At 73.5% G+C, this 19127-nt stretch carries 16 protein-coding genes; 6 read left to right on the top strand and 10 right to left on the bottom strand.

Annotation, left to right across the window (positions count from 1 at the left end):
* Nucleotides 1–15 precede the first annotated feature (15 nt).
* From SPRI_RS27380 to SPRI_RS27360, 5 genes are all read right to left on the bottom strand, one after another.
* Entirely contained in the window at nt 16–1431 is a 1416-nt protein-coding gene (locus SPRI_RS27380) for a lysine N(6)-hydroxylase/L-ornithine N(5)-oxygenase family protein (RefSeq protein WP_053557427.1), read from the bottom strand.
* Nucleotides 1428–2792: a pyridoxal phosphate-dependent decarboxylase family protein gene (locus SPRI_RS27375; protein ID WP_053557426.1), complete on the bottom strand. Its 1365-nt coding sequence runs from the start codon at nt 2790–2792 to the stop codon at nt 1428–1430. Before SPRI_RS27375 ends, SPRI_RS27380 begins: the two co-directional genes overlap by 4 nt.
* Nucleotides 2793–4322: 1530 nt before the next feature.
* The gene (pepN, locus tag SPRI_RS27370) at nt 4323–6815 is read right to left on the bottom strand and encodes an aminopeptidase N (RefSeq protein WP_053557425.1); all 2493 of its coding nucleotides are present in this window, start codon (nt 6813–6815) and stop codon (nt 4323–4325) included.
* A gap of 128 nt (nt 6816–6943) precedes the next feature.
* On the bottom strand, nt 6944–7270 hold the full coding sequence (locus SPRI_RS27365; RefSeq protein WP_005318844.1) for a chorismate mutase: 327 nt from the start codon (nt 7268–7270) through the stop codon (nt 6944–6946).
* Between the two features lie 11 nt (nt 7271–7281).
* Entirely contained in the window at nt 7282–8169 is an 888-nt protein-coding gene (locus tag SPRI_RS27360) for a helix-turn-helix domain-containing protein (RefSeq protein ID WP_005318843.1), read from the bottom strand.
* A gap of 114 nt (nt 8170–8283) precedes the next feature.
* Between SPRI_RS27360 and SPRI_RS27355 the strand changes: the two genes are divergently transcribed.
* The gene (locus SPRI_RS27355) at nt 8284–10062 is read left to right on the top strand and encodes a glycoside hydrolase family 35 protein (RefSeq protein WP_050791585.1); all 1779 of its coding nucleotides are present in this window, start codon (nt 8284–8286) and stop codon (nt 10060–10062) included.
* Nucleotides 10063–10233: 171 nt separating this feature from the next.
* Here the strand turns inward: SPRI_RS27355 and SPRI_RS27350 are convergent, their stop codons facing one another.
* Nucleotides 10234–11001, bottom strand: a complete 768-nt coding sequence (locus tag SPRI_RS27350; RefSeq protein WP_037774961.1) for a S1 family peptidase — start codon at nt 10999–11001, stop codon at nt 10234–10236.
* Between the two features lie 311 nt (nt 11002–11312).
* On the opposite strand from SPRI_RS27350, the gene SPRI_RS27345 reads away from it, so the two are divergent.
* Together SPRI_RS27345 and SPRI_RS27340 are read left to right on the top strand one after the other, a co-directional pair.
* Entirely contained in the window at nt 11313–12206 is an 894-nt protein-coding gene (locus tag SPRI_RS27345; protein ID WP_005318838.1) for a hypothetical protein, read from the top strand.
* A gap of 23 nt (nt 12207–12229) precedes the next feature.
* Entirely contained in the window at nt 12230–13762 is a 1533-nt protein-coding gene (locus SPRI_RS27340) for an ankyrin repeat domain-containing protein (RefSeq protein WP_053557424.1), read from the top strand.
* 61 nt (nt 13763–13823) lie between these two features.
* On the opposite strand, the gene SPRI_RS27335 is transcribed toward SPRI_RS27340, so the two are convergent.
* The 4 genes from SPRI_RS27335 to SPRI_RS27320 all read right to left on the bottom strand — a co-directional run bounded on the left by SPRI_RS27335 (nt 13824) and on the right by SPRI_RS27320 (nt 16691).
* Complete coding sequence (locus tag SPRI_RS27335) at nt 13824–14210, bottom strand: barstar family protein (RefSeq protein WP_005318834.1); 387 nt, start codon at nt 14208–14210, stop codon at nt 13824–13826.
* Between the two features lie 40 nt (nt 14211–14250).
* Nucleotides 14251–14643 carry a guanyl-specific ribonuclease gene (locus SPRI_RS27330; protein WP_005318832.1) on the bottom strand — a complete coding sequence of 131 codons (393 nt, stop codon included), beginning with the start codon at nt 14641–14643 and terminating at the stop codon, nt 14251–14253.
* 95 nt (nt 14644–14738) lie between these two features.
* Complete coding sequence (locus SPRI_RS27325) at nt 14739–15680, bottom strand: SDR family oxidoreductase (RefSeq protein WP_005318831.1); 942 nt, start codon at nt 15678–15680, stop codon at nt 14739–14741.
* Between the two features lie 72 nt (nt 15681–15752).
* Entirely contained in the window at nt 15753–16691 is a 939-nt protein-coding gene (locus SPRI_RS27320; RefSeq protein ID WP_078951303.1) for an SDR family oxidoreductase, read from the bottom strand.
* Nucleotides 16692–16748: 57 nt separating this feature from the next.
* Here SPRI_RS27320 and SPRI_RS27315 point away from each other — a divergent pair, with 57 nt between their 5' ends.
* The 3 genes from SPRI_RS27315 to SPRI_RS27305 are packed head-to-tail and all read left to right on the top strand — an operon-like array spanning nt 16749 to nt 19113.
* The gene (locus SPRI_RS27315; protein ID WP_005318828.1) at nt 16749–17537 is read left to right on the top strand and encodes an enoyl-CoA hydratase family protein; all 789 of its coding nucleotides are present in this window, start codon (nt 16749–16751) and stop codon (nt 17535–17537) included.
* Nucleotides 17534–18391 carry a CoA transferase subunit A gene (locus SPRI_RS27310; protein ID WP_005318826.1) on the top strand — a complete coding sequence of 286 codons (858 nt, stop codon included), beginning with the start codon at nt 17534–17536 and terminating at the stop codon, nt 18389–18391. Before SPRI_RS27315 ends, SPRI_RS27310 begins: the two co-directional genes overlap by 4 nt.
* Nucleotides 18388–19113, top strand: a complete 726-nt coding sequence (locus SPRI_RS27305; RefSeq protein WP_005318823.1) for a CoA-transferase subunit beta — start codon at nt 18388–18390, stop codon at nt 19111–19113. Before SPRI_RS27310 ends, SPRI_RS27305 begins: the two co-directional genes overlap by 4 nt.
* The last annotated feature ends 14 nt before the right edge of the window (nt 19114–19127 follow it).

The raw sequence follows: 19127 nt of genomic DNA, 5'->3' as shown, positions 1-19127 counted from the left end.
GCTCCCGGTGGGCTGTCAGTGCTGTGATTCCAGTGGGGTGAGCGGGGGCGTCTGGCCGGGAATGCCGGGCGCCTCCTGCTGTTGGAGGCCGAAGCTGGTGAAGGCGGTGCGGCGGGGCAGCGGGTAGGGCTCTTTGCCGGTGAGGGAGTTGAGGATGGTCGCGCTGCGCCAGGCGGCGAGGCCGAGGTCGGGGGCGCCGACGCCGTGGGTGTGGCGTTCGGCGTTCTGTACGTAGAGGGTTCCGCTGACGGCGGGGTCGAGGTCGAGGCGGAACTCGCTGTCGACGAGGGGGCGTCCGGCGCGGTCGCGGCGGATGTAGGGGTCGATGCCGGCGAGGAGCTGGGTGAGCGGGCGTTCGCGGTAGCCGGTGGCGAGGACGACGGCGTCGGTGGTGAGCCGGGAGCGGGTGCCTTGCTGGATGTGTTCGAGGTGGAGCTCGACCTTGGTGGTGGCGACGCGTCCGGCGGTGCGGACGGTGACGCCGGGTGTGAGGACGGCGTCGGGCCAGCCGCCGTGCAGGCTGCGGCGGTAGAGCTCGTCGTGGATGGCGGCGATGGTGTCGGCGTCGATGCCTTTGTGGAGCTGCCATTGGCGGGGCAGCAGTTCGCTCCGGACCTTTTCCTGCAGGGCGTGGAAGTAGCGGGTGTAGTCGGGGGTGAAGTGTTCGAGGCCGAGTTTCGAGTACTCCATGGGTGCGAAGGCTTCGGTGCGGGTGAGCCAGTGGAGCTTCTCGGCTCCGGCGGGGCGGGCGCGGAGCAGGTCGAGGAAGACTTCGGCGCCGGACTGGCCGGAGCCGATGACGGTGACGTGCTCCGCGGTGAGGAGCTGTTCGCGGTGGTCCAGGTAGTCGGCCGAGTGGAGGACGGGCACGCTGGGCGCGTCGGCGAGCGGGCGAAGCGGTTCTGGGACGTAGGGCTCGGTGCCGACGCCGAGTGCGATGTTGCGGGTGTAGGCGCGGCCGAGTGCCTCGGCCTCTCCGTCGGCGTCGAGCTGGGTGAAGTCGACTTCGAAGAGGTCGCGTTCGGTGTTCCAGCGGACGGCGTCGGCCTGGTGGCCGAAGTGCAGGCCGGGGAGGTTGTCGCCGACCCAGCGGCAGTAGGCGTCGTATTCGGCGCGCTGGATGTGGAAGCGCTCGGCGAAGTAGAAGGGGAAGAGCCGGTCGCGGGCGCGCAGGTAGTTGAGGAACGACCAGGGGCTGGCGGGGTCGGCGAGGGTGACGAGGTCGGCGAGGAACGGGACCTGGAGGGTGGCGCCCTCGATGAGGAGTCCGGGGTGCCAGCGGAAGGTGGGCCGCTGTTCGAAGAAGGTGGTGGCGAGTCCGCCGGGGACGCCGTGGGCGAGGGCGGCGAGGGAGAGGTTGAACGGGCCGATGCCGATGCCGACGAGGTCGTAGGGGCGGTCTGGCTGCTGGGCCGGTGGTGTGGCGGTCATCGGGGGGTGCTGCCTTCCACGAGTTCGGTGAGGGTCTGCAGGGCGCCGGTGGTGGTGTGGGGGTTGAGCAGGGTGGCCTTGAGCCAGAGCCGGCCGTCGGCGCGGGCCCGGCCGAGGACGGCGCGGCCCTGTACGAGCAGGGTGCGCCGGATCTCCGCGGTCTGTTCGTCGCTCGCGCCGGTGGGCCGGAACAGGACGGTGGAGAGGGTGGGCCGTTCGTAGAGCTCGAGGCGGGGGTGTTTGTCGACGAGGTCCGCGAGGTCGTGGGCGGCGGCGCAGGTGCGGTCGACGAGGGCGGCGAGGCCGGTGCGGCCGAGTGCTTTGAGGGTGACGGCGATCTTGAGGATGTCGGGCCGGCGGGTGGTACGCAGGGAGCGGCCGAGGAGGTCGGGCAGGCCCGCGTCGGTGTCGTCCTCCGCGTTGAGGTATTCGGCGGTGTGGTCGAGCGGTGCGAGGCGGGTGGTGTCGGGTACGGCGAGGAGTCCGGCGGCGACGGGCTGCCAGCCGAGTTTGTGCAGGTCGAGGGTGACGGAGTGGGCGCGTTCGAGGCCGGTGAGGAGGTGGCGGCGTTCGGCGCTGAAGAGGAGCGGGCCGCCGTAGGAGGCGTCGATGTGCAGTTCGGCGCGGTGGCGGTCGGTGGTGTCGGCGATCGCGGGGAGGGGGTCGATGCGGCCGGTGTCGGTGGTGCCGGCGGTGGCGACGACGAGGACGGGGCCGTGGAGGCGGGTCAGTGTGTCGTCCAGTGCGGCGGGGTCGTTCAGGGGGGCGGTGACCGGGCGGGGCAGCCGGAGGAGCCAGGCGGCGCGGCCGACGGAGTGGTGGGCGCTCTCGTCGCAGACGATCTGGACCGGTGTGCCGCTGCGCTCGCGTGCGAGGAGGAGGGCGAGCTGGTTGGACTCGGTGCCGCCGGTGGTGACGATCGCGTCGGGGGCGGTGTGCCGGGGATAGACCTCGGCGGCGAGTGCGCGGGTGACCTGTGCTTCCAGTTCGGAGGCCGCGGGTGCCTGGTCCCAGGAGTCCATGGACGGGTTGAGCGCGGAGGCGGCGAGGTCTGCGGCGACGGCCAGTGCGAGGGGCGGCGTGTGGAGGTGCGCGGCGCACAGGGGGTCTGCGGGGTCGGCGGCGCCGTGGGCGACGGCGCGGACGAGGGTGCGCAGGGCGGTGGCGGCGCCGGTGCCGTGCTCGGGGAGTACGTCCCCGAGACTCTGGCGCATGAGTGCGGCGACGGCGTCCGGCCCGCCGGCGGGGACGGGGCCGCCGCGGGCGATCGCGCCTTCGCCGAGTGCGTCGAGCACGAGCGCGAGCAGGGGGCGCAGGGCGTCGGGGCCGGTGATTCCTCCCGCGAGGGGCGGGGTGTTCATGAGGCGGGTCCTTCGGCGAGGCGCGGGAGTGTCACCTCACGGTGACGAGGGGCCCGGCGGGGCGTCCGCAGATCTCAACGAGCGGAACCCGAAAGTGGTATCGCCTTGCGGAAGGGAGGGGTTGGGGCGTGCGCGGCTGGTAGTGGGGCGGCGCGTCACTGTCGCGACGGGCGGCGGCCGCCGGTACGCACCGGGCCCGCGGGCCCGGAGGCACGCGCAAGGCCCGGGCGGGCGGGACCCACACCCAGGGCCAGGCGCCGCCGGCCCGCGGCCCGCGGGTGGCGCTGCTGCGCCTTTCCGCCAGCGGGTCAGGCGCCCCCGGGAAGCGCAGCGCCCTGGGGGCAGGTGCCGGCCCCTACCGGCCGACCAGGCGCCGCCGGCCCGCGCCCCGCGGGTGGCGCTGCTGCGCTTGCACCGTCCTGCGGGCCAGGTGCCGCGAGGCTGCACCGCCCTGGGGGCACGTGCTTCGGCCCCTACCGGCGGCCAGGCGCCGCCGGCCCGCAGGGCCCCCGGAACCGCGTCCCGCGGGTGGCGCTGCTGACCCTTTCCGCCAGGGGGTCCGCCGCCCCGGAAGCGCAGCACCGTGGGGCAGGCGCCACGGACCCGCTCCCTGGAGATCAGGCGCCGCGTGCCCCGAAGGCCCGCGCAAAAGCGCGGGCGCCCGGCCCCGGCAGCGCCCCCGGAACCCCACCTTGGGACCGGGCCGGTCAGGTGCCGCGGACCCGCAAGGGCCTACGGGTCGGGCGCCGCGACCCTGCATGGCAGGAGGCCCGGAAGCCCTGCCGCCGTGGCGCCCGCGGGCCCGGGGATCAGGTGCCGCGGGCCCGCAACGGCCTACGGGCCTCCCGCCACGACCCCGCACGGCGGGAGGCCCGAAGGCCCCGCCGACGGAGGCGCCCGCCGGCCCGTAGAGGCCCGGCGGCACGCCCAACGCAGGCGCCGCAGCCCCGCAGCGCCCCGGAACCACAGCACCTTGGAGCCACCCCGGCCAGGTGCCAGGGCCGGCAACGGCCTACGAATCGGGCGCCGCGACCACGAATGGCATGAAGCCCGGAAGCCCGGCCGCCGGAGTCACCCGCAGGCCCGTAGGGGCCCGGGGTCAGGTGCCACCCCGCAACGGCCTACGGCTCGGGCACCGCGACCCCGCACGGCAAGAGGCCCGGAAGCCCCGCCGACGGAGGCGCCCACCGGCCCGTAGAGGCCCGGCGGCACGCCCAACGCAGGCGCCGCAGCCCCGCAGCGCCCCGGAACCACAGCACCTTGGAGCCACCCCGGCCAGGTGCGCGGACCCGCAACGGCCTACGGGTCGGACACCGCGACCCCGCACGGCAAGAGGCCCGGAAGCCCTGCCGCCGTGGCGCCCGCCGGCCCAGGGATCAGGTGCCGCAGCCCCGCAGCGGCCTACGGACCTCCCGCCGCGACCCCGCCCGGCGGGAGGCCCGAAGGCCCTGCCGCCGGAGGCGCCCGCCGGCCCTGGAGGCGTGCCCCACAGGGGTGAGGCGCCGCGATCCGGCCCGCGAGGGCCCGGCGTCAGGCGCCCCGGACCCGGAGCGCCCTGCGCAGGTCGTCGAGCTGGTCGGTCAGTTTGCGGCGCAGGGCGGGGAGCATGTCCGTTCCGGCCAGGCATGCCTCGCCCGCGCCGAGTGTTTCCGCGTCGACGGCGTGGACGGGGAAGGCGTACCGGCCGCAGGCTTCCGCGATGGCCGGGCCGCGGCGGGCGGCGAGGGCGACCGCGTCGGGGTAGAAGCGCGGGACGTACTCGCGCACGAGGTCGGCCTGTTCGGGCTGCCAGAAGCCTTGCGCGGTGGCCGCGAACAGGTAGTTGGACAGGTCGTCGCCGGTGAAGAGGCGGGCCCAGGCCGCGGCCTTGGCCTCTGCGGTGGGGAGCGCGGCGCGGCAGCGGGCCGCGCCTTCCTGGCCGGTGGCGCTCGGGTCGCGTTCCAGTTCGGCGGTGATGGCCGCGTCGTCGGTGGCGCCGAGGACGGCGAGGCGTGTCAGGACGCGCCAGCGCAGTTCGGGGTCGAGTTCGGGGCCGCCGGGGACGCCGCCTTCGGTGAGCCATTCCTGGATGGGTTCCGGCTGGGTGGCGGCGTCGATGTAGTGGCGTACGGCGGTCAGGCGCAGGCCGGGGTCGCTGCCGTCCTCGGTGCGGCGCAGCAGGGCGCGGCTGATGCGGGTGAGGGTGGCGAGCGCGGCGGGGCGCTGGTCGGGGGCGAGGTAGCAGTCGGCGATCTGGTCGGCGGCGAAGGTGAGGACGCCCTGGACGATGGCGAGGTCGTTCTCGTGGGGCAGGTGGGTGTCGGCCGTCTCGAGGTAGGCGGTGGGGGCGAGTTCCCCGTCGCGGACCATGTCGCGTGCTGCGTTCCAGACGACGGCTCGGGTGAGGGCGTCGGGGATGCCGGCCAGGGAGTCGACGACGACGGCCCAGGAGGCGGCGTCGAGGCGGACCTTGGCGTAGGTGTTGTCGCCGTCGTTGAGGACGAGGAGGGCCGGGCGGCGTCCGGGGCGGGGTGCCGTGGCGCCGGTCTCGGGGACGTCGATCTCGAGGCGGTCGCGCAGGACGAGGCGGCCGGGGTCGATGGGGTCGGCGTCGTAGGCGCCGACGGCGATGCGGTGGGGGCGGCTGCCGTCGCGTTCGACGGTGAGTGTCCAGCCGCCCGGGGTGTCCGTGACGGCGGGGGTGAGGGTGTCGACGCCGGTGGTGCGCAGCCATGACTCGGCCCAGGCGTGCACGTCGCGGTCGGTGGCTCCGGCGAGGGAGTCGATGAAGTCGGCGAGGGTGGCGTTGCCGAACTTGTGCCGGGCGAAGTGGGTGTTGATGCCGGCGAGGAAGTCCTTCTCGCCGAGCCAGGTGACGAGCTGGCGCAGGGCGGAGGCGCCCTTCGCGTAGGAGATGCCGTCGAAGTTGAGCATCGCGGAGGCGGTGTCGGGGACGGCGTCGGGGTCGGGGGCGACGGGGTGGGTGGAGGGCCGCTGGTCGGCGTCGTAGCCCCAGGATTTGCGGGCGATGGCGAAGTCGGTCCAGGTGTCGGTGAAGCGGGTGGCTTCGGTGAGGGTCTGGTAGCCCATGTATTCGGCGAAGGACTCGTTGAGCCAGATGTCGTCCCACCACTTGAGGGTGACGAGGTCGCCGAACCACATGTGGGCCATCTCGTGGGCGATGACCATGGCGCGGGTCTGGCGCTGGGTGTCGGTGACGGCGGAGCGGTAGACGAATTCGTCGCGGAAGGTGACGAGGCCCGGGTTCTCCATGGCCCCTGCGTTGAATTCGGGGACGAAGGCCTGGTCGTAGGAGTCGAAGGGGTACGGCTCCTCGAACTTCTCGTGGTAGCGGTCGTAGCACTGCCGGGTGATGTCGAGGAGTTCGTCGGCGTCGGCGTCGAGGTAGGGGGCGAGGGAGCGGCGGCAGTGGATGCCGAAGGGCAGTCCGGCGTGCTGCGTGCGTACGGAGTGCCAGGGGCCGGCGGCTACGGCGACGAGGTAGGTGGAGAGCAGCGGGGTGGGGGCGCAGGTCCAGCGGCCGTCGCCGTGGTGGGTGGCGACGCCGTTGCCGAGGACGGTCCATGCCGTGGGCGCGGTGACGGAGAGTTCGAAGACGGCTTTGAGGTCGGGCTGGTCGAAGGCGGCGAAGACGCGCTGGACGTCGTCCATGAACAGCTGGGTGTAGACGTACGTCTCGCCGTCGCTGGGGTCGGTGAAGCGGTGCATGCCTTCGCCGGTGCGGGAGTAGCGCATCCGGGCGTCGACGCGCAGTTCGTGCTCGCCGGCGGTGAGGCCGGTGAGGGGGATGCGGTTCTCGGTGAGGGCGGCGGGGTCGAGGGGCTGTCCGTCGAGCGTGAGGGAGCGGAGCTCGGCGGGCTTGATCTCGACGAAGGTGTCACCGGCCGCTGTCGCGGTGAAGTGGATGACGGTTCGGGAGTCGAAGGTCTCGTCGCCGGTGGTGAGATCGAGGTCGATCGTGTACCGGTGTACGTCGAGTTGCCGGGCTCGGGTCTGCGCTTCGTCGCGCGTCAGTACGGACATGGGCCCATGCTGCCTGATGGGCCCGGGTCGGCACACGGGGTGGTGGTTGCGCTGTCAGCGCACACCGGGGGGTGCGGGCCGGCCCGTGTGCGGGGTGTGGGGCGGGCGCGGCGCGCGGGTCGGGTGGGTCAGCGCCGGGGGCGGTCGCCGGGCTGGTCGGCGATCTGCTCGTGGTGGCGGATCACCTCGGCGATGATGAAGTTCAGCAGTTTCTCCGCGAACGCCGGGTCGAGTTTCGCGCTCTCCGCGAGCTGGCGCAGCCGTGCGATCTGGCGGGCCTCGCGGGCAGGGTCGGCGGGCGGCAGGTGGTGCTGGGCCTTGAGGTGGCCGACCTGCTGGGTGCATTTGAATCGCTCGGCGAGCATGTGGACGACGGCGGCGTCGATGTTGTCGATGCTCGCGCGCAGGCGGTCGAGCTCGGCGCGCACGGATTCGTCGATGTCACTCGTGGTCATGGTCAGGGAGCTTACGTCGGCCGGGCGCCGATGGTCGGAGGGTGTTCAGGGTCCGGGACGCGGGTGCTCCAGCCGCCGGGTACGGCCCTGCCCTGCTGTTCTCTGAAGCGGACGGGGGCGAGTCCGACGCGGCGGGTGAACAGGCGGGAGAAGTAGGCCGGGTCCTCGTATCCGACGCGGCGGGCGACGGCGGCGACGGGCAGGTCGGTGGCGGCGAGGAGTTCCTTGGCGCGGCCGAGGCGGATGCCGAGGAGGTAGTCCTTGGGGCTGCAGCCGGCGCCGCGGCGCACGGCGGTGCGCAGTTCGGCGGGGGTCATGCCGTGGCGGGCGGCGTGTTCGGCGACGGACATCGGCCGGAAGGCGTCGCGGGCGAGTGCGGTGAGGACGGGGTCGCCGTCGGGGCCGAGGTCGGCGCGGGCGCGGCGCAGGGCGACGAGCAGTTCGTGGACGGCGGCGCCGGTCTCGACCTCGAGGAGGGGGTTGCCGCGGCGGGCGGCGCGGGCGATCTTGCCGACGGCGGTCCGTGCGCCCGCGGCGTCGGAGAGGGGTACGACGGGCCGGTCGGGTTCGATGTAGCCGAGTTCGGTGTAGGTGGTGGTGGCGGGGCCGGTGAAGTCGACGAACGATTCGTCCCAGCCGGCGGCGGGGTCGGGTCCGTAGTGGTGGGGCACGCCTGGGGTGAGCCAGATGAGGGCGGGTGCGGTGACGGTGGTGCGCCGCCCGTCGGGGGTGCGGTACCAGCCGCTGCCGGCGCTGATGACGACGGCGACGTGGTGGTCGAGGGTGCGGGGGCCGACGGTGGGGAGGCTGCCGTGCTGGAGGCCGACGCCGAGGCACACCAGTCCGAGCCGGTGGTGCAGGGGGCTGGGGGTGAAATAGCGCATCCAGGTGTGGTACATGCCGATTCGTCGCTCCTTCCCGGCCAGTCCAAGGAGAGCCGATCTTTGTCCATGGATTGGCGGCGCGCCAGGGGTGATCGTGGGGGCGGCGGTTTGCGAGAGAGGGACGGGCCGGTGGCTGACTTCACCGTGGGTGACACGGATTTCCTGCTGGACGGGCGGCCGGTGCGGCTGCTGTCGGGGGCGCTGCACTATTTCCGGGTGCACGAGGGCCAGTGGGGCCACCGGTTGGCGATGCTGCGGGCGATGGGTCTCAACTGTGTGGAGACGTACGTCCCGTGGAACCTGCACGAGCCGGAGCCGGGCAGGTACGCGGACGACGGGGCGCTCGGCCGGTTCCTGGACGCGGTGCACGCGGCGGGGATGTGGGCGATCGTGCGGCCGGGTCCGTACATCTGCGCCGAGTGGGAGAACGGCGGCCTTCCGTTCTGGCTGACCGGCCGGGTCGGGCGGCGGGTGCGGACGGAGGATCCGGAGTATCTGGGGCATGTGGAGCGCTGGTTCACCAGGCTGCTGCCGCAGGTGGTGGAGCGTGAGATCACGCGGGGCGGGCCCGTGGTGATGGTCCAGGTGGAGAACGAGTACGGCAGTTACGGCTCGGACGGCGGTTATCTGCGGCAGTTGGTGGAGCTGTTGCGCTCGTGCGGGGTGGGGGTGCCGCTGTTCACGTCCGACGGTCCGGAGGACCACATGCTGTCGGGCGGTTCGGTGCCCGGTGTGCTGGCGACGGTGAATTTCGGGTCCGGCGCCGGGGAGGCGTTCGCGGCGCTGCGACGGCACCGTCCGACAGGGCCGCTGATGTGTATGGAGTTCTGGTGCGGCTGGTTCGAGCACTGGGGGGCGGAGCCCGCGCGCCGGGACGCCGAGGACGCGGCGCGGGCGCTGCGGGAGATCCTCGAGGCCGGTGCGTCGGTGAATGTGTACATGGCTCACGGCGGGACGAGTTTCGGCGGCTGGGCGGGCGCGAACCGGTCGGGCGAGCTGCACGACGGTGTGCTGGAGCCGACGGTGACGTCCTACGACTACGACGCGCCCGTCGACGAGGCAGGCAGGCCGACGGAGAAGTTCTGGCGCTTCCGTGAGGTGCTCGCGGACCACCAGGAAGGGCCGTTGCCGGAGCCTCCGCCTCCTCCGGCGGTCCTGTCGGCGCCGGTGCGGGTGGAGCTCGGCGAGTGGGCCGCGCCGGAGACGGTGCTGCGGCTGCTCGGCGACGACGAGTGCGAGGCCCCGGTGCCGCCGACGTTCGAGGAGCTGGGTGTCGGGCGGGGGCTGGTGCGCTACCGGGTGGAGGTGCCGGGGCCGCGGGAGCCGTATCCGCTGCGGGTGGCGGGGCTGCGCGACCGTGCGGTGGTGTGCGTCGACGGGGTGCGGGCCGGGGTGCTGGACGGTGGGACGCCGGAGCTCGGGGTGCCGGTGGCGGGTCCGGCGTCGGTGGAGCTGTGGGTGGAGTCGCTGGGGCGGGTCAACTACGGGCCTCTGACGGGCGAGCCGAAGGGCATCACCGGCGGGGTGCTGCACGAGCGGCAGTTTCTGCACGGTGTCCGGGCGTGCGCACTGCGGCTGGAGGCATTCGAGGAGCCGGCGGCGCTGGCGGGGATGCCGTGGCGGGTCCCTCCGGCGGGGGCGTCCGGTCTGTACCGGGGGACGTTCGAGGTGGCGGAGCCGGGTGACGCGGGGCTGGAACTGCCGGGCTGGACCAGGGGTTTCGTGTGGGTGAACGGGTTCAACCTGGGGCGGTACTGGTCGGCGGGCCCGGTCAGGCCGCTGTATGTGCCGGGGCCGGTGCTGCGCGCCGGTGCCAACGAGGTGTGGGTGCTGGAGCTGGAGTGCGCCGCGGCGGAGGCCGCCGTACGGCTGGAACGCACCGCGTCGGACGCCGCCGTGGCGGGGTGAGCCCGACGCGCGGGGCCGTACGGGCGGCGTCGCGGCGGGTGGGACCTTGCGGGGTGAGCCGTCACGGGGCCGTGCGGGCGGCGCCGGGGCGGACCGGGCGGACCGTCGCGGGTGGTCGTGGCTGAGGGGCAGGCCGCCGGGCCTGCCCCTCCTCACTCCGTGTCCGGTTCCCTACAGGTTCGCGGCCGCGGACTTGATCGCGGCGGCGAAGGTGGACACCTCGGTGTAGACGCCGGGGTAGCCGGCCCGGGCGCAGCCGTAGCCCCAGCTGACGATGCCGACCTGGGTCCAGACGCCGGCGTTGTCCTTGCGGAACATGGGTCCGCCGGAGTCGCCCTGGCAGGTGTCGACGCCGCCCTCGTTGTAGCCGGCGCAGATCTCCTCGCTCGGTACGAGTTCGTCGTAGGCCTGCCGGCAGGTCGAGTCCGGGACGAACGGGACCTGGGCCTTGAGCAGGTAGCGCTGCTGCGCGCCGCCCTCACGGGCCGCGCCCCAGCCGGCGACGGTGAAGGTGCCGCTGTTGTACGCGGTGGTCTCGGCGATCTTCAGCGTGGGCAGGTTGATGGGCTGGGCGAGCTTGATCAGGGCCCAGTCCTTGCCCGTGCCGTTGTAGCCGGGTGCCTGCAGGACCTTGGTGGAGCGGACCTTGATGGCGCTGGAGCTGTTCAGGTCCACGACGCCCGCGGTGGCGGTGATGCCGGTGTTGTTGCCGGAGCCGCTGACGCAGTGGGCGGCGGTGAGCACGATGTCCTTGGCGTAGAGGGCGCCGCCGCAGCCCATGGAGAGCCGGACCATGAAGGGGAACTCGCCTTGCGCGGCACGGGTGCCGCCGACCACGGGCGGGGCGGCGGCGGAGGCGGAGGTGGGCTGGAGGCTGACGGCGGCGAGGATGACGGCCCCGGCGGCGACACATCTCTTGAGCGCGCTGATGAGCTTCAACTGACTGCCTCTCGTGGGGGGTTGAGGGGAACGCCCGGCCGGGCACAGCCGTTCGGCACCGCTGGGCGATACGGCTGGGTGACCCATTGGTGACATGTGCTCGACAAGACGCTGTCCGGAGTATGAGACCCGGTCAGCGGACACCACAAGAAGCGGCTTTCGGCCAGTTCCCTCCGGCCGCGGGCCCCGCCCCTTCACCGCCGCGCCGTAGAGTTGAAGCCTGCTCGGGCCGGGCAGCCGGGCAGCCGGGCGGAGCGGACCCGGAGCCGCGCGGGACGCGGCAGCCGTACGGGAGGCATGGGGGTACGGAAGTGGGCAACGGCAGCGAGGTCGTGCACGGCTTTCCGCACCTGGACACCGTGCGGTCGGCGATCACCGCGCTGTACCGGCGGCTCTCACCCGAGAGCGTGCTCACCTACGCGCCGAGCGTGCTGCCCGCCGATGTGGCCTTCGGCGACGGTGACGACCTGCATCTGGGCGCGCAGCGCGTGGCCCGCGCCCTCGTGCGCCATCTGCGTCTGCCGGACGCCCGGGTGATCGTCGGCTTCCGGGAGATGGAGCACGCGGCGAGCGTCGAACTGACCGCCGGACCCGAGTACTTCATCGAACTGAACGACCGGTTCCGTACCCACCGCAGGGACATCGGCGCCGCCCTGGCGCACGAGATCACCCATGTTCTGCTGCACCGGCTCGATCTGTCGTTCCCTGGCACCCGCGACAACGAGATCCTCACCGACACCGTGACCACCTACCTGGGCGCCGGCTGGCTGCTGCTGGACGCCTTCCGCGAGGACGCCGTCTCCAGCCAGAAGCTCGGCTACCTGACCCCCGAGGAATTCGGCTACGTCCTCGCCGGGCGGGCGATGGCCTTCGACGAGGACCCGCGGACCTGGTTCACCAGCCCGCAGGCGTACCACGCGTACACCCGGGGCCGCGCGCAGGCGCTGCTCGAGGCGCAGCAGCCCCCGCTGACCACGGCCGGCCGGCTGGGCCGGCTCCGCTACGCGAAGGACCGCCGGCACGCCAGGGACCATCCGGGCGCGGCGGCGTCCGGACCGTTCGCGTACGCCTTCGAGCACGGTCCGGAAGGACTACGGGTGTCCTTCCCGTGCACCACCTGCCACCAGCGCATCCGGGTGCCCGTACGGGGGCGGGTGCGGGCCCGCTGCGGCCTGTGCCGGACCGTTCTCGAATGCGACACCTGACCCCGTTTCCGTAGGGTCGGACCATGACGAACCAACCGGCGGCGAACGAATCGGCCGCAGCCGAACTGTTCGAGGCGTTCTGCGACAGCGACGACGACGCCGTGGTGCGGCTGCTGCGGGCAGGCACGGACCCGGAGACCACCGACGAGGACGGCAGGACCGCCCTGTACCTGGCGGCGACGGGCAACGAGGCGGGGATCGTCCGGCTGCTGCTCGCCGCCGGCGCCGACCCCGACCGCGCCTGCGGCCCGGAGGACGGCGACCTGCCACTGTGCGGAGCCGCGGTCTGGGGGCACACCGAGGCGGTGCGCGCGCTGCTCGCCGCCGGCGCCACCCCCGACCGCCGCGAGCTGCTGGGCTTCACCCCGATGATCTGGGCGGTCGGGCAGGGACGCACGGAGACGGTGGAGGCACTGCTGGAGTACGGCGCCGACCCCGACCTGCCCGGCCCGGCCGGCGAGGCGCCGCTGGTGATCGCCGCCCGCCGCGGTTCTCCCTCGACGGTGCGGGCCCTGCTGCGGCACGGCGCCGGCTCGCGGGCCGAGACGCTGGAGGAGGCCCTGGAGGAGGCCCGCCGGTGGATGACGCTCGACGTGGAGGAGGAACTGCGCCGGGGTCTGCTCGCGTACGAACCCGGGGCAGAGACCGCGTCGCGGCGTGTCGAGGAGGACGGCGGGGCGACCGTCGTGGTCGAGGTGCTGCACGACGGCAGACCGACGTCGGGCAACGAACAGCAGACCGGCCACGGCGCGATCGCCACGATCCTCGAGGAGCGGCTCGGTCTGCGCACCCCGTACGCCGACCTGGCGGAGCGCGCCCTGCTCCACGGCAGCCCCGAGCGGGACGAGTGGATCGAGGCGGTGACCGCGCTGTGGCGTCGCGGCGACGAGGAGACCTTCCGGGCGGCCGCCGCCTGGTGCGCGAGCGACGACGTCCTGCAGCAGACGTTCGCCGCCGACGTGCTGGGCCGGCTCGGCTTCGCCGCGGGGCCGGACGGGCAGGTCGTGCGGCCGTTCGCCGCCCGTACGCTGCCGATGCTGCGGGAACTGTCCCGGGAGGCGACGGATCCGGAACTGCTCCAGGCGGTGCTCCTCGGACTCGGCCACCACGGCGATCCGGCCGCGCTCCCCGAGATCCTGCGGCACGCGGACAACCCGGACGCCGGGGTGCGCCTGCGGGTGGCGCTGGCGCTGGTCGGGCTGGTGCCGGGCGACCACACGGAGGCGGTACGGACGCTGATCGCGCTGACGAAGGACGAGCAGGCGCCGGTACGGGACTGGGCGACGACGGCACTGGCGGGCGTCGACGCGGACACGCCCGAGATCCGCGACGCGCTCGCCGCCCGGGCCGGCGACCCGGACCCCGAGACGGTCGCCGAGGCCGCCAGGGGTCTGGCGATGCGCCAGGACCCGCGGGCGGAGGAGGTGCTGGTGCGTCTGCTCGCGGACGAGGACCCCGACGGCTACGCCCACGACACGGCGGCGAACGCGGTCCGGCACCTGCGCGACGAACGCCTCAGGCACCGCCTCGAGGGCACCCTGCCCCGCCGCCCCTGACAACTCCCCCGGGGGCGAGCGGATCCGGCCTGCCCGGCACGCCGGGCCGCCCGTCGCGGCCTCAGTGGAGTTCGAGGCGGCCGGGCGCGCGTTCCTCGAAGACCTCGACGATCCAGTCGAACACGGTCGGCCCCTGCCCCGCCCGTACCCGCGCCAGGTGCTCCAGGACCTCGGCACGGTCGGCGGGAGGGACCCGCTGGGCGCGCAGTCCCAGTTGGCGTACGGTCTCCTCCCGGCCGAGGGCCCGCCGGGAGAGTTCATGATCGCGCCAGCGGAAGACGAAGTCGCCGTCGTCCGGGGTGCCGAAGCTGCCGCTCAGGCAGTCGGCGAGGGCGTCCAGGTTGCGGCCGAAGTAGCCGCCCGGCCCGTTGACGGCTTCGCCGATCGCCTTCCAGAAGCTGTCCAGGCCGGTGACCTCCGCCCCTTCGATCACATAGGTCCTCGTCATGGGGCGGAGGCTACCGGCAGGGCCGGCGAGCGGACCGGATTCAGCAGCCGTGGTCGACGAGGTCGAACGACTCGTAGTGGTCGGCGGTGTAGTAGTCCTCCTGGTGCGAGTCACCGGTGACGATGCGGCGCGCGCCGCGGGTCGGTGAGCCGGGGGTGACGACCGTGTACTCGTGGTAATAGCCCGTCGAGTGCGACGGCAGGATGCCCTCGCGGTTCTGGAAGACGGTGCCGTCCTGCTCGTAGGGGAACGGTCCGCCCTGCTCGATCAGGTCGAGCGTGTCGTGGGCCTGGCTCGGCAGGGCGGAGTAGCAGATGTCACCGACCGCGAGCGCCCCGGCGGGGGCGGCCGTGGCGGTCTGCCCGCCGATCAGGAGTGCGGGGACAAGGGCGGCGATGCCACCGAGGGTGGCGATTCGTGGGGGGATTCGCATACGTCGATTGATGCGCGTAGACCTTGACGGGTCAACGTCAACTCCCCGGAATTCCCCGGACGTTCACCGAAGTCGGGAACTGTGACCGCCGATCTTCACACGCTCTCCGCGCTGCCGTGGCCCTCCTGCCGCGCCCCGTACACGGGCCCCGGCGGGCGGGCCTCGGCGAGGAGTTCCCGAACGGCCGCACCGGCCTCCTCCGGCGTCCTGCGCGCCCCCTTGTCGGCGGTGGGTCCGGGCCGCCAGCCCTCCATCACGGTGATACGGCCTCCCTCCGCCTCGAAGACCCGGCCGGTCACCCCGGCGGAGCCGGCGGAGCCGAGCCAGACGACGAGCGGAGACACGTTGCCGGGAGCCATCGCGTCGAAGACGCCCTCCCCCGGCGCCGCCATGGCCGCCGCGAAGGTCCGCTCGGTCATCCGGGTACGCGCGGCCGGGGCGACGGCGTTGACCAGGACCCCGTAACGGCCCGTCTCGGCCGCCGCGACCAGGGACAGCGCGACGATCCCCGCCTTGGCCGCCGCGTAGTTGCCCTGGCCGACGCTGCCGAGCAGCCCCGCCCCCGAACCGGTGTTGACGACGCGGGCGGCGGGGCGGCGGCCCGCCCTGGTCTCCTCCCGCCAGTGGGCGACGGCGTGCTTCAACGGCAGGAAGTGGCCCTTGAGATGGACCCGTACGACGGCGTCCCAGTCGTCCTCCGTGAGGTTGACCAGCATCCGGTCGCGCAGGAAGCCCGCGTTGTTGACGAGTGTGTCCAGCCGCCCGAACGTGTCCAGGGCCGCGGCGACGAGGGACGCCGCGCCCTGTTCGGTCGCGATGTCGCCCGTGTGGGCGACAGCGGTGCCGCCGGCCTCGTTGATCTCCGTCACGACCGCGGCGGCCGGACCGCCGCCCGCGCCCGTGCCGTCCGGGCCGACGCCCAGGTCGTTGACGACGACCCTGGCCCCCTCGGCGGCGAACGCCAGCGCGTGCGCGCGGCCGAGGCCGCGCCCGGCGCCGGTGACGATCACCACGCGGCCCTCACAGATTCCGGTCATCTCAGGTCTCCTCACCGGGACGGTCGTCGTCGGTCTCACCGGTCGTCGTCGCTTTACCGGTCGTCGTCGCTCTCACCGCTCGTCGTCGCGCGCCGGGCCCATGGGGGTGGCCGGTCCCGCCGTGCTCCCCCGGAACTCCCCCGCACTCTTCCGCCGCTTCGGGGCCGGTCCGCCGCCGGCCTCCCGCAGCGCGTGCCCGGCCGTGGCCGCGTCCAGGAAGGCGGGCCGCTCGCCGCCGCCGTGCACGAGGAGCGACGCCCCGCTGATGTACGCGGCGCCCGGCGACGCGAGGAAGACCGCTGCCGCGCCGGCGTCGGCCGGCTCGGCGAGACGGCCGAGCGGCACGGTGCGGCCGACCGCCGCGATGCCCTCCTCGTCGCCGTAGTGCAGCCGGGAGAGTTCGGTACGGACCATGCCGAGGACCACGGTGTTCACGCGTACGTGCGGCGCCCACTCCACGGCCATGGACCGCGCCAGGCTCTCCAGGCCCGCCTTGGCCGCGCCGTACGCCGCCGACCCCGGGGAGGGCCGGGATCCGCTGACGCTGCCGATCATGACGATCGAGCCGTGTACGGCCCTCAAGTGGGGGTGCGCGGCGATCGACAGGGCCATCGGGGCGAGGAGGTTCAGTTCGAGCACGCGCGCGTGGCGGGCCGCGCCGCCTTCCGCGAGCCGGCGGTGAGGTGTCCCGCCGGCGTTGTTGACGAGCACGTCCAGCCGTCCCCGGCGGGCGGCGACCTCGGCGAAGAAATCTTCGGCGGCGTCCGGGTCGCGCACGTCCAGGGGGATGAACTCCGAGCCGGGGATCGGCTTTTCGGGAGGCCGGCGGGCGCACACCACGACCTCGGCGCCCGCCCGGCAGAAGGCGCCGGCGATGCCGGCGCCGACACCGCGGGTGCCGCCGGTGACGACGACGACCTTGCCGTCCAGACCCTTGTCGGACGGTCCCTTGTCGGACGGGTCCCTGCCGGCCGGGTCCCTGCCGCCGGTGCCTCTCCCGTCCGGCTTCATCGGCTGCTACCTTCCCTCTACCTAACAAACGTTTGGTGGAAGGTAGATGATCCGCTCATGGGTGTCTCCACCGCAAGACCGCTGAAGGGCATTCGTCTCGTCACGGTCGACCACCCGCCCGTCAACGCCCTTCCGGCGCGCGGCTGGTACGACCTCGCCGACACCGTGCGCGCCGCCGGACGCGACCCGGACGTCCGCTGCGTGGTCCTGGCCGCCGAGGGGCGCGGTTTCAACGCCGGTGTGGACATCAAGGAGTTGCAGCGGGACGCGGACCACCAGGCGCTGCTGGCGGTGAACCGCGCCTGCTACGAGGCGTTCGCCGCGGTCTACGAGTGCGAGGTGCCCGTCGTCGCCGCCGTGCAGGGGTTCTGTCTGGGCGGCGGCATCGGGCTGGTCGGGAACGCGGACGCCATCGTCGCCTCCGACGACGCGACGTTCGGGCTGCCGGAACTCGACCGCGGGGCGCTCGGCGCGGCGACCCATCTGGCCCGGCTGGTCCCCCAGCATCTGATGCGCGCCCTGTACTACACCTCGCGGACCGCCACCGCGGCCGAACTCCTCGCGCACGGCTCGGTGTGGCGGGTGGTCCCCCGCGACCGGCTGTCCGGCGCCGCGATGGAGCTGGCCGAGGAGATCGCCCGTAAGGACGGGACACTGCTGCGGCTCGCGAAGGCCGCGATCAACGGCATCGACCCGGTGGATGTGCGCCGCAGCTACCGATTCGAGCAGGGCTTCACCTTCGAGGCGAACCTCGACGGCGCCGCCGGGCGCGTCCGTGGCGCCTTCGGCCGGCCTCCGGAAGCCGGACAGCAGGGCCGGCCGGCGCAGGGGGGTGCGACGGGGTGAGCGACAAGACCATGACCCCCGAAGGGGTCGTCGCCCGGTTGCGCAGCGGCATGACCATCGGCATCGGCGGATGGGGAGCGCGCCGCAAACCCATGGCCCTCGTACGCGCACTGCTCCGGTCCGAGATCACTGATCTCACCGTGATTTCCTACGGCGGCCCCGACGTGGGCCTCCTCGCCGCCGCCGGACGCATCCGCAGACTCGTCGCCGCCTTCGTCACCCTCGACTCCGTCCCCCTCGAACCGCACTACCGCGCCGCCCGTGAGCGCGCCGCCTTCGAACTGACGGAACTCGACGAGGCCATGTTCATGTGGGGTCTGCACGCGGCCGCCAACCGGCTGCCCTTCCTGCCCGTCCGGGCCGGTCCCGGCTCCGACGTCATGCGCGTCAACCCCGGTCTCAGGACGGTGACCTCCCCCTACGAGGACGGTGAGACCTTCGCCGCCGCGCCCGCCCTGCGCATGGACGCGGCGCTGGTCCACCTGAACCGCGCCGACCGCCTGGGCAACGGCAGCTATCTGGGGCCCGACCCGTACTTCGACGACCTGTTCTGCGAGGCGGCCGACACCGCGTACGTCTCGTGCGAGCGACTCGTCGGGACGGCGGAACTCACCGAGCACGCCCCGCCCCAGTGTCTGCTCGTCGGCCGGCACACGGTCACCGGCGTCGTCGAGACGCCGAACGGCGCCCACTTCACCTCCTGCGCCCCCGACCACGGACGCGACGACGCGTTCCTGAGGATGTACGCCACCACACCCTGGGAGCAGTTCGCCGAACGCTTCCTGTCCGGCGACGAGCACGCCTACCAGGCCGCCGTCCGGGCCTGGCACAAGGAGCGGGAGCAGCAGCGATGACCGTCAGCCGTGCCGAGTACTGCGTCGTCGCCTGCGCCGAGGCCTGGCGCGGGGACGGCGAGATCCTGGCGAGCCCCATGGGCCTGATCCCCTCCCTGGGCGCCCGGCTCGCCAGGCACACCTTCTCCCCCGACCTGCTGCTCACCGACGGCGAAGCCCTGCTGGTGGGCCCGGACGGCACGGTGGAGGGCTGGCTCCCCTACCGGCGTCATCTCGCCATGGTCACCGGCGGCAGACGGCACGTGATGATGGGCGCGAGCCAGCTCGACCGGCACGGCAACCAGAACATCTCCTGCATCGGCGACTGGGAACGACCCGCCCGCCAGCTGCTCGGCGTACGCGGCGCTCCCGTCAACACGCTCAACAACCCGGTCAGTTACTGGGTCCCCAGGCACTCCCCACGGGTCTTCGTCGAGCGTGTCGACATGGTGTGCGGCGTGGGTCACGACCGGGCCGCGGCCGTCGGGGCGCGCTTCCACCGCATCCCCCGTGTCGTCAGCGACCTGGGTGTCTTCGACTTCGCGACACCGGACCGCACGATGCGGCTGGCGTCGCTGCACCCGGGGGTGACGGTCGATGAGGTCCGGTCGGCCACCGGCTTCCGGCTGGTGATCGGCGGGAGCGTCCCGTACACCCGTGACCCCACAGAGGCGGAACTACGGCTGATCCGCGAGGTCCTCGACCCGGAAGGGGCGCGGGAGCGTGAGGTGCGGACGGCATGAGGGACACGGAGCGG

It is taken from the genome of Streptomyces pristinaespiralis (genome assembly GCF_001278075.1).
GTDB lineage: Bacteria > Actinomycetota > Actinomycetes > Streptomycetales > Streptomycetaceae > Streptomyces > Streptomyces pristinaespiralis.
The sequence above is the reverse complement of the archived record's forward strand: the minus strand, read 5'-3'. Positions and strand labels throughout refer to the sequence as shown.

Coding starts and splice junctions, on each gene's coding strand:
- SPRI_RS27325 (WP_005318831.1), bottom strand. CDS start 15,680: ATGACCGGAATCTGTGAGGGCCGCGTGGTGATCGTCACCGGCGCCGGG.
- SPRI_RS27330 (WP_005318832.1), bottom strand. CDS start 14,643: ATGCGAATCCCCCCACGAATCGCCACCCTCGGTGGCATCGCCGCCCTT.
- SPRI_RS27360 (WP_005318843.1), bottom strand. CDS start 8,169: ATGTACCACACCTGGATGCGCTATTTCACCCCCAGCCCCCTGCACCAC.
- SPRI_RS27365 (WP_005318844.1), bottom strand. CDS start 7,270: ATGACCACGAGTGACATCGACGAATCCGTGCGCGCCGAGCTCGACCGC.
- SPRI_RS27315 (WP_005318828.1), top strand. CDS start 16,749: ATGGGTGTCTCCACCGCAAGACCGCTGAAGGGCATTCGTCTCGTCACG.
- pepN (WP_053557425.1), bottom strand. CDS start 6,815: ATGTCCGTACTGACGCGCGACGAAGCGCAGACCCGAGCCCGGCAACTC.
- SPRI_RS27380 (WP_053557427.1), bottom strand. CDS start 1,431: ATGACCGCCACACCACCGGCCCAGCAGCCAGACCGCCCCTACGACCTC.
- SPRI_RS27375 (WP_053557426.1), bottom strand. CDS start 2,792: ATGAACACCCCGCCCCTCGCGGGAGGAATCACCGGCCCCGACGCCCTG.
- SPRI_RS27340 (WP_053557424.1), top strand. CDS start 12,230: ATGACGAACCAACCGGCGGCGAACGAATCGGCCGCAGCCGAACTGTTC.
- SPRI_RS27305 (WP_005318823.1), top strand. CDS start 18,388: ATGACCGTCAGCCGTGCCGAGTACTGCGTCGTCGCCTGCGCCGAGGCC.
- SPRI_RS27335 (WP_005318834.1), bottom strand. CDS start 14,210: ATGACGAGGACCTATGTGATCGAAGGGGCGGAGGTCACCGGCCTGGAC.
- SPRI_RS27320 (WP_078951303.1), bottom strand. CDS start 16,691: ATGAAGCCGGACGGGAGAGGCACCGGCGGCAGGGACCCGGCCGGCAGG.